The sequence below is a fragment of the Rhodopseudomonas sp. BR0C11 genome (genome assembly GCF_010820945.1).
GTDB classification, from domain to species: domain Bacteria; phylum Pseudomonadota; class Alphaproteobacteria; order Rhizobiales; family Xanthobacteraceae; genus Rhodopseudomonas; species Rhodopseudomonas palustris_H.
Genome location: NZ_QTKI01000070.1, coordinates 1 through 15936, shown reverse-complemented (window position 1 = coordinate 15936; position 15936 = coordinate 1). Strand labels below are relative to the sequence as shown.

16 protein-coding genes and 1 pseudogene are annotated in these 15936 nt (G+C 64.6%); 10 read left to right on the top strand and 7 right to left on the bottom strand.

Annotated features, from left to right (window positions below):
- From DYI24_RS08340 to DYI24_RS08330, 3 genes and pseudogenes are all read left to right on the top strand, one after another.
- Positions 1-321: pseudogene (locus DYI24_RS08340) on the top strand (nucleotidyltransferase family protein); the annotation flags it as partial.
- Entirely contained in the window at positions 318-1124 is an 807-nt protein-coding gene (locus tag DYI24_RS08335) for an SDR family NAD(P)-dependent oxidoreductase (protein WP_164571957.1), read from the top strand. The pseudogene DYI24_RS08340 and the gene DYI24_RS08335, both read left to right, overlap by 4 nt.
- Positions 1125-1147: 23 nt before the next feature.
- Positions 1148-2950, top strand: coding sequence for a thiamine pyrophosphate-binding protein (locus tag DYI24_RS08330; protein WP_164571956.1), 1803 nt, complete (start codon positions 1148-1150; stop codon positions 2948-2950).
- A gap of 12 nt (positions 2951-2962) precedes the next feature.
- On the opposite strand, the gene DYI24_RS08325 is transcribed toward DYI24_RS08330, so the two are convergent.
- Positions 2963-5110 carry an O-linked N-acetylglucosamine transferase, SPINDLY family protein gene (locus tag DYI24_RS08325; protein WP_164571955.1) on the bottom strand — a complete coding sequence of 716 codons (2148 nt, stop codon included), beginning with the start codon at positions 5108-5110 and terminating at the stop codon, positions 2963-2965.
- Between the two features lie 519 nt (positions 5111-5629).
- Here DYI24_RS08325 and DYI24_RS08320 point away from each other — a divergent pair.
- The 3 genes from DYI24_RS08320 to flaF all read left to right on the top strand — a co-directional run bounded on the left by DYI24_RS08320 (position 5630) and on the right by flaF (position 9258).
- Positions 5630-8290 (top strand): DUF1522 domain-containing protein, encoded by a 2661-nt coding sequence (locus DYI24_RS08320; protein ID WP_164571954.1) that lies wholly within the window; start codon positions 5630-5632, stop codon positions 8288-8290.
- A gap of 215 nt (positions 8291-8505) precedes the next feature.
- Positions 8506-8886 carry a flagellar biosynthesis repressor FlbT gene (flbT, locus tag DYI24_RS08315; protein ID WP_011159450.1) on the top strand — a complete coding sequence of 127 codons (381 nt, stop codon included), beginning with the start codon at positions 8506-8508 and terminating at the stop codon, positions 8884-8886.
- Positions 8887-8889: 3 nt separating this feature from the next.
- The gene (gene flaF / locus DYI24_RS08310; RefSeq protein WP_107345617.1) at positions 8890-9258 is read left to right on the top strand and encodes a flagellar biosynthesis regulator FlaF; all 369 of its coding nucleotides are present in this window, start codon (positions 8890-8892) and stop codon (positions 9256-9258) included.
- A 116-nt stretch (positions 9259-9374) separates the two neighbouring features.
- On the opposite strand, the gene DYI24_RS08305 is transcribed toward flaF, so the two are convergent.
- The 4 genes from DYI24_RS08305 to DYI24_RS08290 form a co-directional block, all read right to left on the bottom strand.
- The gene (locus DYI24_RS08305; protein ID WP_164571953.1) at positions 9375-9746 is read right to left on the bottom strand and encodes a hypothetical protein; all 372 of its coding nucleotides are present in this window, start codon (positions 9744-9746) and stop codon (positions 9375-9377) included.
- Positions 9747-9925: 179 nt separating this feature from the next.
- On the bottom strand, positions 9926-10417 hold the full coding sequence (locus DYI24_RS08300; RefSeq protein ID WP_107345615.1) for a hypothetical protein: 492 nt from the start codon (positions 10415-10417) through the stop codon (positions 9926-9928).
- Between the two features lie 17 nt (positions 10418-10434).
- Positions 10435-10770 (bottom strand): flagellar assembly peptidoglycan hydrolase FlgJ, encoded by a 336-nt coding sequence (gene flgJ / locus DYI24_RS08295; RefSeq protein ID WP_107345614.1) that lies wholly within the window; start codon positions 10768-10770, stop codon positions 10435-10437.
- The gene (locus DYI24_RS08290; RefSeq protein WP_164571952.1) at positions 10770-11891 is read right to left on the bottom strand and encodes a flagellar basal body P-ring protein FlgI; all 1122 of its coding nucleotides are present in this window, start codon (positions 11889-11891) and stop codon (positions 10770-10772) included. The genes flgJ and DYI24_RS08290 overlap by 1 nt, the downstream gene beginning before the upstream one ends.
- 297 nt (positions 11892-12188) lie before the next feature.
- Between DYI24_RS08290 and DYI24_RS08285 the strand changes: the two genes are divergently transcribed.
- Positions 12189-12599 carry a flagellar assembly protein FliX gene (locus DYI24_RS08285; RefSeq protein ID WP_011159444.1) on the top strand — a complete coding sequence of 137 codons (411 nt, stop codon included), beginning with the start codon at positions 12189-12191 and terminating at the stop codon, positions 12597-12599.
- 138 nt (positions 12600-12737) lie between these two features.
- Complete coding sequence (dksA, locus tag DYI24_RS08280) at positions 12738-13148, top strand: RNA polymerase-binding protein DksA (RefSeq protein ID WP_107345612.1); 411 nt, start codon at positions 12738-12740, stop codon at positions 13146-13148.
- Positions 13149-13257: 109 nt separating this feature from the next.
- On the opposite strand, the gene DYI24_RS08275 is transcribed toward dksA, so the two are convergent.
- Both DYI24_RS08275 and DYI24_RS08270 read right to left on the bottom strand, forming a co-directional pair.
- Positions 13258-13539 carry a DUF3551 domain-containing protein gene (locus DYI24_RS08275; RefSeq protein WP_164571951.1) on the bottom strand — a complete coding sequence of 94 codons (282 nt, stop codon included), beginning with the start codon at positions 13537-13539 and terminating at the stop codon, positions 13258-13260.
- A 197-nt stretch (positions 13540-13736) separates the two neighbouring features.
- Positions 13737-14300 carry a TetR family transcriptional regulator gene (locus tag DYI24_RS08270; protein WP_164571950.1) on the bottom strand — a complete coding sequence of 188 codons (564 nt, stop codon included), beginning with the start codon at positions 14298-14300 and terminating at the stop codon, positions 13737-13739.
- A gap of 154 nt (positions 14301-14454) precedes the next feature.
- On the opposite strand from DYI24_RS08270, the gene DYI24_RS08265 reads away from it, so the two are divergent.
- Both DYI24_RS08265 and DYI24_RS08260 read left to right on the top strand, forming a co-directional pair.
- Positions 14455-15642, top strand: a complete 1188-nt coding sequence (locus DYI24_RS08265) for an efflux RND transporter periplasmic adaptor subunit (protein WP_349627754.1) — start codon at positions 14455-14457, stop codon at positions 15640-15642.
- Between the two features lie 12 nt (positions 15643-15654).
- On the top strand, positions 15655-15936 hold a 282-nt coding region (locus DYI24_RS08260), incomplete at its 3' end, for an efflux RND transporter permease subunit (RefSeq protein ID WP_164571948.1).

Genomic DNA, 15936 nt, shown 5'->3' with positions numbered 1-15936 from the left:
GCGTTCCACAACGGCAACTATCACCGTGACATCGGCAATCCGGCGAGCCTGGCGCAGGCGCAGCTCGATTTTCCGCTGGCGTTGTTGTCCGCAGCCTTTCCCCGTCATTGCGAGGAGCACCCGGATCGGCGCTTTGCGCCGTCCGAGCACAGGCTCCGCGACGAAGCACTCCATCGCCGCGCAGTGAAGCCCCTGGATTGCTTCGCTTTGCTCGCAATGACGACCGACGATCCCTGGTATGGCCTGATGACCGACAACAACGGCGCTCTTGCCCAAGCCTTCGCCCAGGCTGCGGCAAAGACCTATGGGGGCCAGCGATGAGCGGCAGCGTCATCATCGCGGCGATCTCGAGCGACATCGGCATCCGGCTGGCGCAGCTCTATCGGGCGCAAGGCTGCGATGTCATCGGCACCTATCGGTCGAGCGAGAATTTGAGCGAGCTGCAGGCTGACGCCGGCATTCATCTGGTGCATTGCGATCTGACCGATGCCAGCAGCGTGCGCAGCGCGGCGGCGGAGATCGCGGCGCTCGGCAAGCCCTGGGAGCGGCTGATCAGTGCCGCGGGACAATTGTCGCCGATCGGCGATTTCTTCGGGCGTGATTTCGAGGCGTGGGCGGCGTCGCTGTCGCTGAATTCGGTGGCACAGATGCGGCTGCTGCACGCGCTGTATCCGCTGCGTGCGCAAGCCTCGACCGCCAAGGTCGCCTTCCTGGTCGGCGGCGGCATCAACGGCCCGTTCCGCAACTACTCGGCCTATTGCCTCGGCAAGGTGATGCTGGTGAAGCTGTGCGAGCTGCTCGACGACGAGTATCAAGACGTGCACGCGATCGCGGTCGGCACCGGCTGGGTCAACACCAAGATCCATCGTCAGACCGTCGAAGCCGGCGACGACGCCGGAGTCAATCTGCGCCGCACGCTGGAGTTTCTCGACAGCGGCGCGCAAGGCACGTCTTACGAGGACATCTTCGGCTGTATCGAATGGGCTTTCGAGGCCGGCCGCGTCACGACCGGCGGGCGCAATTTCTCGGTGGTGCACGATGCCTGGCGGAGTGGCGGTGCGGCGCTGATGGAACGGCTCGCCGCTGATCCGAACATCTACAAGCTGCGCCGGCACGGTAATTGATCGGCCGCGCAAGGAGGACACGCGTGAAGCTCTCCGATTACGTCATCGATTTCCTGGCGCGGCGCGGCGTCACCCATGTGTTCGGCATTTCCGGCGGCGCCGCGGTCCATATGTTCGACTCCGCGCAGCACCATCCGGATGTCACGCCGATCTTTCCGCAGCATGAGCAGGCGGCTGCGATCGCGGCGGACGGCTATGCGCGTGCCACCGGCAAGCTTGGCGTCGCCATCACGACCTCCGGCCCCGGCGCCACCAACCTGCTGACCGGGGTGTGCTGCGCCTATTACGACTCCGTGCCGACGCTGGTGATCACCGGGCAGGTCGCCACTCATCGGCTGAAGGGCAAGAACCAGATCCGTCAGCTCGGCTTTCAGGAGACCGACGTCACCTCGATTTTCGCCACGGTGACTAAATACGCGGTGCAGATCTCCGATCCCACCACGATCCGCTATCATCTGGAGAAGGCGTATCATCTCGCGTTCGAGGGACGGCCCGGTTCGGTGCTGATCGATCTGCCGGACGATCTGCAGCGCGCCGAGATTGATCCCGACGCGTTGCCGGGCTTCACGCCCGAGCCTGCAGCCGCAACGACCGATCTCGACGCGGAGATTGCGGCGCTGCTGCCGCTGATCGCACGCGCGAAACGTCCCGTGCTGGTTCTCGGCGGCGGGCTTGCGACACCGCGGATCGGCGCCGCGCTCGATCAACTCGTCGATCGCCTCGGCATGCCGGTGCTGACCACCTGGGCCGCCACCGATCTGATCGCGGCCGATCATCCGCTGCGGGTTGGGCCGTTCGGCGTCTATGGGCCGCGGCTCGGCAACTTCACGGTGCAGAACGCAGACCTGATCCTGTGCCTCGGCAGCCGGCTGTCGCAGAACGTCACCGGCGGCATCCTGCCGTCGTTCGCGCGCGAGGCGACGATCGTGATGGTCGATGCCAGTCGCGGCGAGATGGACAAGTTCGATGATCGCGGCATCCGTATCGCCACTCGCATCGCGGCTCGACTGGACGAATTCGTGCCGAAGCTGCCCGCCGCAGTCGAGGCGGCGCCGCCGCGCGAGGCCTGGCTGAACACGATCGCGCATTGGCGCATCGCCTTGCCGGACGATCGACCGGGCTCCGCGCCCGACGATGCCGGCTTCGTCGACGCTTATGACTTCGTCGATAAGCTCAGCGATGCGGCGCCGGCCGATGAGCTGATCTATGTCGACACCGGCGGCAACCTGACCTGGACCTGCAACGGCTTTCGCATCAAGCGCGGCCAGCGGCTGATTTCGGACTGGAACAACACCGCGATGGGCTACGCGCTGGCGGCGTCGATCGGCGCCGCGGTGCAGGCCAAGGGCAGCGTCACCTGCATCATCGGCGACGGCGGCCTGATGCTGTCGCTCGGTGAGCTGGCGCTGCTGAAGCGGCACGAACTGCCGGTGCGGCTGATGCTGTTCAACAATCACGGCCACGGCATCCAGAAGCAGACGCTGGAGACCTGGCTCGACGGCCATTATGTCGGCGTCGATGGGCCGAGCGGATTGTCGTTCGTGGACTTCCGCAAGGTCGCCGAGGCGATGGATCTGCCGGTGGTCACGATCAGCCGCAGCGCCGATATCGCCGAGCAGCTCCGCGGGGTCTATGCCCGCAAGGGGCCGGTGTTCTGTAACGTGGAGATCAACCCGGCGCAGAAGCTGTATCCGGTGCTGAAGTTCGGCGCGCCGCTGGAGAGCCAGTTGCCGTCGATCGACGATGAACTGATCAAGCGCGAAATGCTGATCGCGCCGTTCGTCCCCGGTGTAGCGCCGAAGCACAGCGGCGGCGCTGGGGTGTAGCGGCAGGCGGCCTCAGCGCCCGCGGCGCAGCGCGCGGTCCTTGGCCTCGTCGAATGGGGTGGCGCACCAGCGTTTCCACATCGTCCGGTAGGCGTCTTCGACCGCGCGCGTGTAGGCAGCCGGTCCGCAGCGCTGCAGGATGAAATCGCGCAGGCCGCGGCGGATCAAGCGCAACCGGTCCAGATCAGGCTTGCCGGCAATCTCGATGTAGCGCGCATCGTCGGTGGCGACGAAGTCGGGCAGGCCGGCCGCAGCGAGAACCGCGCAGCCGACCCGGCTGGGCACGGTTTGGCCGAGCCGGCTGACCACCGGCACGCCCATGTGCAACGCTTCCCAGGTCGAGACACCGCCAGCCTGGGGGAACGGATCGAGGCAAAGATCGATCTGCTTCAACGTTTCGAGGTGGTCCTGACGCGAGCTCGAGCCGAACAGGGTGATACGGTTGGCCGCGATGCCGCGCGCGCCGAACTTCTCCAGCAGCGTCTGTCGCACCGCGGGGTCGTCGATCTGATGATCCTTCAGAATCAGCCGGGAGGTCGGTGATGCGGAGAGCACCTGCGACCAGACGTCGATCGCCGCGTCGGAGATCTTGGAGATACGGTTCAGCGAGCCGTAGGTCAGGTAGCCGTTGCGGTCGAAGGGCAGCTCCGCCGAGCTCCATTGCTGCGGCAGCGGCTCGATGATGACGATCGACGGCAGATCATAGACCGCCTCGGCATAGAGGTGCCGGTCTTCGGCCGGGATCGCCACCGGGTCGCCGAGCAGATAGTCCATCACCGGCAGGCCGGTGCCGGTCGCATGGCCCCAGGCGGTGACTTGCACCGGGGCCGGCTTGCGGGCGAACACGCGTAGCCGGTTGCCGCTGGAATGGCCGGAGAGGTCGACCAGGATGTCGACTTTGTCCTGCTTGATCTGGTCGGCGAGCTGCTGGTCGCTCATCAGGGTCGCATCCCGCCATTTGTCGGCGGCTGCTTCGAAGGTGCGGGTGGAATCGTCCGGCACCACCACGCCCGAATACAGGATCACCTCGAACTGGCTGTGATCGTGATGTTCGATCACCGGGCGGAACGAGAACGCCGCCGAATGCGCACGGAAGTCGGCCGACACATAGCCGACCACCAGACGCCGATCCGGATCGCGGTCGTTGACGGGCGGCGTTGCGCAGGCGCGATAGATCGGTGCGCCGATTTGCGTCCACCAGCTCTTGCGGGCCTCCTGCTGTGGCTCGACGCCGATGCCGGCGCAGAAGTCCATCGAGAAGATCTTGCTGGAGATCGCCGCTTCGTAGTTCGGCATCAGCTCCAGCGCGCGGCTGTGCAAGGCGATCGCGGTCTCGGCATCGCCGAGCGAGGCCATGCAGTTGCCGAGCAGCGTCAGCGCCATGACCGAGTTCGGCTCGATCTTGAGTACGGCGGTGCAGGTCGCAAGCGCGTCCTTGACGTTGCGCATGAACAGCAGGGTCTCGGCACGGGCGAGGCCGGCGACGACCGGCCGCTTGCCGATCGACAGCGCGCGATCGTAGCTCGCCAGCGCCTTGTCGAGCTGCTTCAGCTCCTTATAGGTGCCGGCGCGGTTCATGAAGGCGACGTCGTTGAGCGGATCTATCTCGATCGCCTTGTCGTAGTTCGCCAGCGCCTCGGGATAGCGCCCGAGCTTATGCAGCGCGTTGCCGCGATCGTTCCAGGTGTCGGCGCGATCCGGCGTGAGTTCGATCGCCTTGTCGTAGCTGGCGATCGCGTCTTCATAACGCGCGAGGCCGGTGAGGGCGAGGCCGCGATTGGCGTGGGCCAGCATCAGCGTCGGATCGATTGCGATCGCCTTGTCGCACGACACGAGCGCGTCGTCGTAGCGGCCGACGGCGATCAGCATGCTGCCCATGTCGGAGTGGGCCTGCGCCGCCTTCGGATCGATCAGCAGCGCGCGCTTCAGCGTCTTGATGCCGAGCTCGGCGTTGCCGCTCTGATATTCGGCGAGCGCGTAGAAGTGCAGCGCCATGAAATTATCGGGCGCCTTCTTCAACACCTTCTTATAGGCGGAGCGGGCCTCGTCGAGCTGGCCCTGCTGATGCAGCACGCGTGCGCGCATCAATAGCAGCGCGGGCTCGTAAGCCTTGTCGGAGGTGTTGCGGGTGGGAATGGCCTTGCTGCGTCCAGGCTGCATCTCAAGGATCCGAATCTGACGGAGTGATGGTAGCTCCTCAGGCCCTGTGACGCACCTCAGAGAACCCGTAGGCGGGTGATCCTCCGTCAGCCGTGTAAATAATTCATAAACCATGCTGGACCGGCCGTCTGAATCCCGTGCCGGTCCACGGGTCGGCTTGGTGGTGTCGGATCGCCGGTGCCCGAATGAGCGAATCAGTTAATAAATTGGTCGCTAACCGGGCAGGGGTTATCGCGGGCAAACACCCGATCTATTGATTTAATTGACCTTTTTTCCCTTAAGACGCTGTTAACCATATTTTAAATGGCCCCCGCCATAGTCCCGGGTGCTCAGGAAGAAGGTAGGCCGAGAATCGGCCGCGTTGATCCGGTGCGCACGTGTGTCGTGCAGCCGAGGTCCCTCTCCAGAACAGGCGTCTAAACACAACCGGCAAGTGTCGCAGCGGCAACGACCGTTCGACGCGAGCAGCGACGTGCGACTGAAGGTCGACGTCCAGCGCGGATCAGGAAGGTTTGCACCATGGCTGATGTGGTTCTCTCGGCAGCGGTTCGCCAGAATCTGCTATCGCTGCAGTCGACTGCCGATCTGTTGGCGACGACGCAGAACCGTCTTGCTTCCGGCAAGAAGGTCAACACCGCGCTCGACAATCCGACTAATTTCTTCACCGCAGCAGGGCTCGATAGCCGCGCCAGCGACATCAACAACCTGCTCGACGGCATCGGCAACGGCGTCCAGATCCTGCAGGCGGCCAACACCGGCATCACCTCGCTCAACAAGCTGATCGACACCGCCAAGTCGATCGCCAACCAGGCGCTGCAGTCGAACGTCGGCTACTCCACTAAATCCAACGTTGCGGCGACCATCGCGGGCGCCACTCCGAACGATCTGCGCGGCACCCAGACCTTCGCCAGCGCGATCGCGACCAGCAACGTGATCTATGACGGCACCGCCGGCGGCACCAGCGGCGTGTCGCTGACCGACACGCTGGGCGGCGCCATCGGCTCGCTGCCCGGCACCGCGGTCACCAAGAACGTTCCGACCGATGCAACCTCGACGGGCGGTGTGCTCTACACCGGCACCGCGACGGCGACTGCGACTGGCACCGATCTGATCTCGTCGCTCACCAACGGTTTGACCACGACCCCGACCGGCCCGCAGGCCGGCGATGTGCTGGTCGTCGACGGCAAGACCATCACCTTCACCGCCACCGGCACTCCGACGGTCGACAGCAACGGCAACTATACGATCGGCGTCAACCAGCCGATCAACGCGCTGCTCGCCACGGTCGACACCATCAACGGCAACACCAGCAATCCGTCGGTGGTCAACGCCAGCGGCCACCTCGAGCTGCATACCGGCACCAACCGCGCGCTGTCGGTTTCCGACACTTCGGGTGGCACAGTACTGGCCAAGCTCGGCTTCAGCGCACCGGTGTCGACATCGCTCGGCACTGGCGCCGCGTCGCCGATCACTGCCAGCACCAAGCTGTTCAACACGGTGGGCGGCCTGGGCGCTGCGATCGCCGACGGCACCACGTTGACGGTGAACGGCAAGACCATCACCTTCAAGGCGTCCGATCCGCCGTCGCCGGCCGGCCTGCTGGTCGGGTCCGGTGTGCTCGGCAACATCGTTGCCGACTCCCAGGGCAATTCGACGATCTATCTCGGCACCAGCAATACCTTCACCAACGCCACCGTCGGCGACGTGCTGACGTCGATCGATCTTGCCAGCGGCGTCAAGTCGGCCAACATCTCGGGCGGCGTTGCGACCTTCACGGCCAACGGTACGCCATCCTCGATCAACGGTGCCGGCGTGGTTACGCTGAATTCTTCGACCGGCGCTGATCTCCACGTCACCGGTCCGGCCGACTTGCTGAAGTCGCTCAATCTCACCACCTCGACCGGTTCCGGCCCGACCACGCTCGATGTGCCGCGTATCACCGGCGCCGGTACGATCGGCACGCTGATCGATGACGGCTCGATCCTCACCGTCAACGGCAAGACCATCACCTTTAAGAACGCGCCGGTCCCGCTCGCCTCGGCGACCCACACCGGCGTGACCGGCCACGTCGAAACCGACGGGCTCGGCAATTCGACCGTCTATCTGCAGGGCGGCACCGTCGCCGACGTGCTGAAAGCGATCGACCTTGCCACCGGCGTGCAGACCGCGACGCTGTCGCAGACCGGTGCGACGCTGACGACCCAGCTCGGCTCCGCCAATTCGTCGCTGTCGAGCGGCTCGCTGAAGATCTCGACCGGCAGCGCCTCCGACCTCACCATCAGCGGCACCGGCAATGCCATGCTGGCGCTCGGCCTCGCCGGCAACACCGGCACCTCGACGGTGTTCCAGGCGTCGCGCGCCTCCGGCGCCGGCGGCGTCTCCGGCAAGACCATGACCTTCACCGCCTTCAAGGGCGGCACGCCGGTCAGCGTCACGTTCGGCGACGGTACCGGCGGCACGGTGAAGACGCTGGCGCAGCTCAACGCCGCGCTTGCGCCGAACAACCTCACCGCGCAGGTCGACGCCAACGGCGTGCTGATGATCTCGGCGAGCAACGACTACGCGTCGTCGACGCTCGGCTCGGCTGCGGACGGCGGCGTGCTCGGCGGCTCGATCACCTCGACGCTGACCTTCACCACGCCGAACCCGCCGGTCGCCGATCTCAATTCGCAGGCGGCGCGCGCCAAGCTGGTCGAGCAGTACAACAACGTCATCGCGCAGATCACCACCACGTCGCAGGACGCGTCGTTCAACGGCGTCAATCTGCTCAACGGCGACACGCTGAAGCTGGTGTTCAACGAAACCGGCAATTCGACGCTGACCATCGTCGGCACCGCGCTGACGCCCGCAGCGCTTGGCCTGCCGACGCTGGTCGCCGGCACCGACTTCATCGACAACGCCGCGACCAACAAGACGCTCGCTGCGCTCAACACCGCGTCGACCACGCTGCGCTCGCAGGCATCGTCCTACGGTTCAAACCTGTCGATCGTGCAGATCCGCCAGAACTTCGCCAAGAGCCTGATCAACGTGCTGCAGACCGGCTCGGCGAACCTGACGCTCGCCGATACCAACGAAGAAGCGGCCAACAGTCAGGCGCTGTCGACGCGGCAGTCGATCGCGGTGTCGGCGCTGTCGCTGGCCAACCAGTCGCAGCAGAGCGTCCTGCAATTGCTGCGGTAATCGCAACGGCCCCGGCCTCGCGCCGGGGCGGCGATCACGGGGCGGCCACGTCCCGGGCGACGGCGCGATTCGGCGCCGTGCAATCTCCCGTTGCATTTTTCCCCTGAAAGTACGGCGCGTTTGTACTGGATCGATTCGCAAACCCTGCGCATAAGGAAAAAGGGCTGGAGGATGAGTCGATCTCGGTCCCGTGACCATATGCGAAGGGAGAAGCGATGCCTCTGCGAGTCGAATTGAAGCCGTTCGAGCGGATCGTGATCGGCCAGAGCGTGATCACCAACTCCGACACCCGCACCACGTTTCTGATCGACGGCGATGCGCCGATTCTGCGCGAGAAGGACATTCTCACCGCGGAGACTGCGAACACGCCGGTGAAGCGAATCTATCTCTGCGTGCAGATGATGTATCTGCAGAACGACATCCCGGCTTATCAGGATTTGTATCTAGGTTTCATCAAAGAGTTGATCGAAGCCGTGCCGAGCTTCCGCGAAACGATTGAAGCAACCAGTAATCATATCTTAAGCGGCAATCTCTATAAGGCACTCAGAGAGCTGCGCCCCCTCATCAAGCGTGAAGAAGAATTGTTGTCGAGGTAGCCGATGTCGAGTGCCGCGCAAGCTTACGCCAGAACGGCGCAGAGAACTGCATCTCCCCGCGAGATCGAAGCGCAGGCGCTGCTGAAGGCGGCTAAGCAATTGCAGGACGTCGTCACAAACTGGGACGAGAAGGGCGCGATCGGACTTCAGGAAGCGCTGCTGTTCAATCGCAAACTTTGGTCGATCTTCGTCACCGAGGCGATGCGCGACGACAATCCGCAGTCGATCGAGATCCGGCAGAACATCGCCAACATCGGCGTGTTCGTGATGAGCCAGTCTAGCGCCTTGCAGATCAAGCCGGAAGTCGAACGCCTGCAGGCGCTGATCGACATCAACCGTAACATCGCCGCGGGTCTCAGCGGCCGTCCGTAACGCCATGGCCGTTGCGGTGTGTGCGCGCTCTGCTCACATCATTTCCTCCGCGCAGCACAAAGCGCCCGCGCCCGCAACCGGCGGGCCGGGAGATCCGGTCTCATTCCAACTCGGCGTCAGGCGACGCGGTCGGTTGCGAGCGATCCGATGCGCTGCGGCTTCGATTGATCGAGTTCGCGGAAGTAAGCGCGTGCCTTGAGCTGCCAGGAGTCAGGATACTGGCTGATCACCGACTGCGTGTTCTGATCGACCGCCACGTAGACCATCTCGGCCGCAGCCTGATCGAAGATCACCTGGCGGGCGATCGAAGACGCAGGGGTGCTTCCGGACTTGGTGGCAGTCGTCGCCGATCCGCCGTCTGCCGCGGTGACGCTTTGTGGCGCCGGCAGATCGGTCGGTACGGCCGCTTGCACCGCCTCAGGCTCCGGCCTGAGGATCGGCGTGATCACCGGCGCCCCCACCGGCTTGATGTTGAAATCGATACTCATGTCAGCCTCCTGGCCTCCATCAGGTCAATCCCACACCTCCTCGAGCATCGTGGCAAACAGTTCTGAAATTCCTCCTGCAAAGATTCCGATGATTTAAATCGAAAGCTTTGCATCGCGCAGGCGTGCAACATCTCGCGCCAATGCGCGTCGGATCTGCAGGGTCGTCGTGAGGGGAAGCGTTACAGCGAACGGCTGACTGCGATGGGCGTCAGCTGGCGCGGACTCGGACCGGTGTGACGGCCGTAGGCGGTGTAGGTCTGCGGCGCGTTGCGCTTCTGCACTTCGGCGTTGACGCCTCGCACGATGCCTTCCGACACCGCATGTGCGGTGGCCAGCACGGTCAGGTTGACCTGCAGCATCGCGCGGAACACTTCGTGATGTCGGTGCAGCGTCGCGAGCAGGTCCGGCGTCGCTTTGGACATGTAGGGCTGGCTGGCGCGCACCAGCGTGATCGCGCTGATGTAACGCTTGGTGCCTTCGGTCTTATCGGCCTCGAGCCGCATCGCTTCGGCGATCTTGCCGGCACGGACCAACTCGGTCTCGTGCTCGATCACCTTCAGCAGCGAATCCATCAGCGTGATCAGGCCCTCGGCGAGCTTGCGCGCGTCGGCGGGCGTTGCCACCGGTTGAACGGCGGCGGGCTGGGCTTGCGGGCGTTGCATCGCGGTCATGGCGTCGTCCTTTGCGCTTAGGAGCGGGCTGCCTGCTGCAGGATCAGCGAGCGGTACACGTCGGTGGCGATGCCGACGCCACCGGCTTTGGCGACCATCTGCGAATGCTGTTCGGTCAGCATCGAACGCCAAACGCCGGTACCGACGGTGTCACCGAACGGACCTTCGCCCTTCAGCCCGGAAGTCATCTGCGAGAACATGGTGTTGAGAAACATCGCCTCGAAGTCCTTGGCGGTCTTCTGGGCCTTGTCCTGGACCTGCGCCGGCACCTTTGACAGCGCTTCGGCGAGGGCAAAGTCGGGCCGCCCATTATAGGTCGGCAGGGTCGGCCCGTAGGTCGTGGCGATCGTCATCACATCACCTCGATGTCGGCTTCGATGGCCCCGGCGGCCTTGATCGCCTGCAGGATGCCGATCAGGTCGCGCGGGCCGATGCCCAGGCTGTTGAGGCCGTCGACCAGCTGCTGCAGCGACACCCCGTCCTTGACCACGGCGAGCTTCTTGCCGTCTTCGGTGACCCCGATCCTGGAATTCGGCGTGACGACGGTGCGGCCGCCGCCGAGCGGATTCGGCTGGCTCACCTGCGGACTTTCGGAGATCGACACCGTCAGGTTGCCCTGGGCCACCGCCACGGTGGCGACTCGGACGTCACGACCCATGACTATGATACCGCTGCGTTCGTCGATCACGATCTTGGCGGCCTGGTCCGGTTCGACCTGCAACTGCTCGATCTCGGTGAGCAGCGCCACCGCGTTGCCCTTGAACTCGCCGGGGATCGAAAGCTGGACGGTCGACGGGTCGAGCGGCTCGGCGCATTTGGTGCCGAGGTAGTCGTTGACGGCGGCGGCGATCCGCTTGGCGGTGGTGAAGTCGGCATTGCGCAGCGCCAGCCGCACGTTCGGCAGCCGGTTCAGGGCGAATTCGATCTCGCGCTCGATGATGGCGCCATTGGCGATCCGGCCGACCGTCGGCACGCCGCGGGTGATCTTGGCGGCTTCGCCCTCGGCCTGGAAACCACCGATCGCCAGCGAGCCCTGGGCGACCGCGTAGACGTTGCCGTCGGCACCGAGGAGGGGGGTGACCAGCAGGGTGCCGCCCTGCAGGTTCTTGGCGTCGCCCAGCGCCGAAACAGTGACGTCCATCCGGGTGCCCTGGGTGGCGAACGGCGGCAGATTGCCGGTGACCATCACGGCGGCGACGTTGCCGGTGCGGATGGTGGCGCCGCGGATGTTCACGCCCATACGTTCCAGCATCGCCTGCAGCGACTGCTTGGTGAAGGGGATGTTGTTGAGGGTGTCGCCGGTGCCGTTGAGGCCGACCACCAGGCCGTAACCGATCAGCTGGTTCTGGCGGATGCCTTCGATATTGGCGAGGTCCTTGATGCGCGACGTCGCACTGGCCCCCACGCCCGACAGGAGCAGCACGCACAGCGCCGCCGCAGCCAGCCTTACGAGTTGGGTCGATACGCGCGGCATTGTCGGCTCCTGTCGATCCATCGTCGCTGTTGCGAACGATGCGGTCAGTCTTTCCTTGCCAGTCCTGTGCCACCCGCGAATCTGAAGCAACTTGTTGATTTTCCGAGGGGAAGTTCCCCTCTGCCGAGTTCCGTTTGGGTTCCAGCCGCGGCGAAACTGCCGTCACCGGCAATTCTTGCCGGGCTGTTTACCCATCGTTAACCATAAACCGCTTTGCTGCGGATCGGGGGCCTCAGCCCTGTTGCCGCCCTGGGTGTAAGCTGTTCCGCGGCGAGCCTGGACACGGCGAGAGACACGATGCGCATTTACGGTCCGAACGGCACCACCACATCGACCGGCTCCGGCACTGTCCGGCGCTCCGGATCGAGCACGTTTTCGCTCCCCACCGCCCCCACGCAATCGGAAGCCAAGCCGATCAGTGCGCCGCGGCCGCCGGCGGCGCTGGATGCGCTGCTCGCCATGCAAGGGGTGGAGGATGCCACCGAACGCCGCAAGCGCTCGGTGCAGCGCGGACGGACAGCGCTCGATGCGCTCGACGATCTGAAGATCGGCCTGCTGTCGGGGATGCTGGACGGTGCAACGGTGGCGCGGCTGCGCGCGGCGGCGGCCGAACTGAAGAACTCCTCCGGCGATCCCGGCCTCGACGCGGTACTGGCGGAGATCGAGCTGCGGGTCGAGGTCGAACTCGCCAAAGCCGGCCAAGCCTAAGCCTGCGATTCGTGTTCCCCAGCTATTCCGCCGTTCCGGTGCGATCGGTGCGGACGATATTGTCTGTCACAACCCAGCGCTATATAAGCTGCCGCGCAGGCGGGGTGTTTACCGCCTGATGTGGATCATGGATTGCCCTTGGAAAAGTTGAAAGACTATCGACCATCCGAGAAAGAGCCGTTCATGAACGAGCGGCAGCGCGATTATTTTCGCGCCAAATTGTTGGCTTGGAAGGACGAGATCCTGCGTGAAGCCAAACTCACGCTCCAGGCACTGCAGGAAGAGAACGTCAATCATCCCGACTTGGCTGATCGCGCCTCCTCCGAAACCGACCGCGCTATTGAGCTGCGCGCTCGCGACCGTCAACGCAAGCTGATCGCCAAGATCGACGCAGCACTGCAACGTATCGAAGATAACACCTACGGCTATTGCGAAGAGACCGGCGAGCCGATCTCTCTCAAGCGGCTCGAGGCGCGCCCGATTGCGACGCTCTCGGTCGAAGCCCAGGAGCGCCATGAGAAGCGCGAAAAGGTGTATCGCGACGAATAGGTCGGTGGCCTGATCAAAGTTTTACGGCGTCGCTTCCGAGAGGAAGCGGCGCCGTTGTTTTTTGTAGCTGGCGCTTTGGGCCGTTGCGCGCGCGAAGAATCGTAGCTGATTAGTGCCGGCGCTTGCGCGGCTGCTGTTGCGGCGGCGGAACGTCTTGCGGCTCGGCGGCCTGCTGCTGCGCACGGAACGCTACCACCGGATTGATGTCGCAGTAGGCGCGGGTGCCGGAAGCCGTCACCATGCACTGCTGGTACGAGTCGAACTGGCAATTACCCGGATAGCCCCATTCGCCGCCTTGCAGGCAGTAGGGGAAATCGCGGGCCGAGGCCGGAGCCGCCGCCAGGGTGAGGATGGTCGCTGCCGCGAGCAACGCGGCGCCGGTCTTGGTCATCTGATCTCTCCATTGGGCCCGGCCATTCCTCGCAGGAATCGCCGAACACGGCGGAACGTAGCGTCCCCGGGACGCGATACAACTACGATCGCGGGATGCCGTCGATGCGCCGGATCATGTCTGCGGATGTCTGGGCAAGTGAGTTGTGATCGGGCGTGATGCGGCGTGTGCGTCTCGCGGGTCTTTAGCTTTCCCGCTCAGTCTTTCCGAGTCATTGCCAACAGTCGCGCCAGCAGCTTCTTGGGGTCCATCCGAAGATCCGGGGCGAGGTGACTGAGGTCGGCGAGCCAGGCGCCATCGGCGGCGAGTCGCACGATCTCCAGTGCGGGTGCCGAGTCGGTCTTTTTATACTTCGTCAGCCATGCCCGCATCCTGGCCGACCAGCGCGGTCGCAACAGCGGGTCGGTCATCATCGATACCGCCAAAGCGCCGCCGCACTGGCTATCGTCTTGTTCGCTGAGATTGAAAGTCGCCCGGACGTAGGCGCGGGTGAAGCAGCCGTAACTGGAATGATCATCCTGTAGCGCCTCTTCGACGGCGGCACCGAAGATGTCGAGCTGGGCGTCGAAGACCGCCTCGACTAACTTCTCCTTGGTCGCAAAATGATGAAACAGGCCGCCTTTGGTGACACCTGCGGCGGCTGCAACGGCCTGCACCGTTACCGCTTGTAGCCCCCGCTCCATCGCCAGAGTGGCGGCACAATCGATCAAGGCGCGGCGGACGACTTCCGGTTGTTTCTTTCGCTCATGGGCGCTGCTCATTGCGGCGAGGCAACTTTCTTTAGAACGACTGTGGTGAATCCTGGCGTCGCCCCGTTGTCATTGTCAAGAATGTAATATACCAACCGGATGGTATCTTTTGAACGGTTTGCGGCGGCCGGGGGGCTCGCAGCCGTGCGGAGCAAAGGTGAGTTGCGTGACGACGAAGACAAAGGCCGCCCTCCGGGCCGCTTGCGCGTTTGGCGTGGTGGTGAGTCTGGCCGGCTGCGGTGACGGCAAACAAGCAGGAGCCGACAAGCAAGCGCCGCCGGTCGTGGTGAGCGTGGTCACAGTCGTCCCGGAGACGCTGCGTATCGTCAGCGATCTGCCCGGCCGCATCGCGCCGACGCGGATCGCGGAGGTGCGTCCGCGGGTCTCGGGCATCATCATCGAGCGCGTGTTCCAACAAGGTACCATCGTCAAGCAGGGCGATGTGCTGTACCGGCTGGACCCGGCGCCATTCCAGGTTCGCGTCGCCAGCGCCAAGGCGACGCTGCAGCGTGCAGTGGCAACACGCACGCTGGCGGCCCAGCAGGCGGAGCGCCAGACCCGGCTGAAGGATCGCGACGTCACCACAGGCCAACTCTACGACAAGGCAGTCGCCGAATTGGCCCAGGCCGAGGCGGATGAGGCCTCCGCACGCGCCGGCCTGCAGGCCGCCGAGCTCGATCTGCAATACACAGAAGTCCGCGCGCCGATCACCGGCCGCATCGGACGGGCGCTGATCACCGAAGGCGCACTTTTCACCGTCGGTGGCAGCGAAAGCCTGGCGACGATCCAGCAGCTCGATCCGGTCTATGCCGACTTCACGCAATCCGCCAACGAGCTGTTGGCGTTGAAGCGGGCCGCGCAACAGTCGGCCAAGGCCGGCGATGCGATCGAGGCGGAGGTGCGTCTGCGGTTCGACGACGGCGCGAGCTACGCGCATCGTGGCCGGCTGCTGTTCTCTGAAGCTTCAGTCGACGCCACCACTGGCCAGGTCACGCTGCGCGGTGAGTTTCCTAATCCGGACGGCGATTTGTTGCCTGGGATGTATGTTCGCGTGCAGCTGGTGCAGGGCGAGCAGCTCAATGCGCTGGCCGTGCCCGAGCGCGCGCTACGGCGCGATCCGGGTGGGCAGGCGCAGCTCTACGTCGTTTCGGCCGATCGCAAAGCCGAGTTGCGCCCCGTGACGCCGTCTCGGCTGGTCGACGGTCGCTGGATCATCGCCAGCGGTCTCCATCCCGGCGACGCCGTCGTCGTGCAGGGCTTTCAGGCGCTGTCGCCGGGAGCGGCGGTCGATCCGAAGCCGTGGCCGAACGCGGCGGCCGCTGGTACGACCAGCGCCGCCTCGCAGGCGAAGTGAGGCTCGGCGGTTATGCCCGATTTCTTTATCGCGCGGCCCGTGTTCGCGTGGGTCGTCGCCATCTTCATCATGATCGCCGGCGCGTTGGCGATCCCGTTTCTGCCGGTGGCGCAATACCCCAACATTGCCCCCGCCAAGATCTCCGTCACCGCGAACTATCCGGGCGCGTCGTCCGAAGAGATCTACCAGGGTGTGGTCCGGCTGATCGAAGATCAGCTCGCCGGCATTCCCGGCCTGATGTACTTCGAGTCAACGACGGATGCGACCGGCCAGATCTCGATCGAGGTGTCGTTC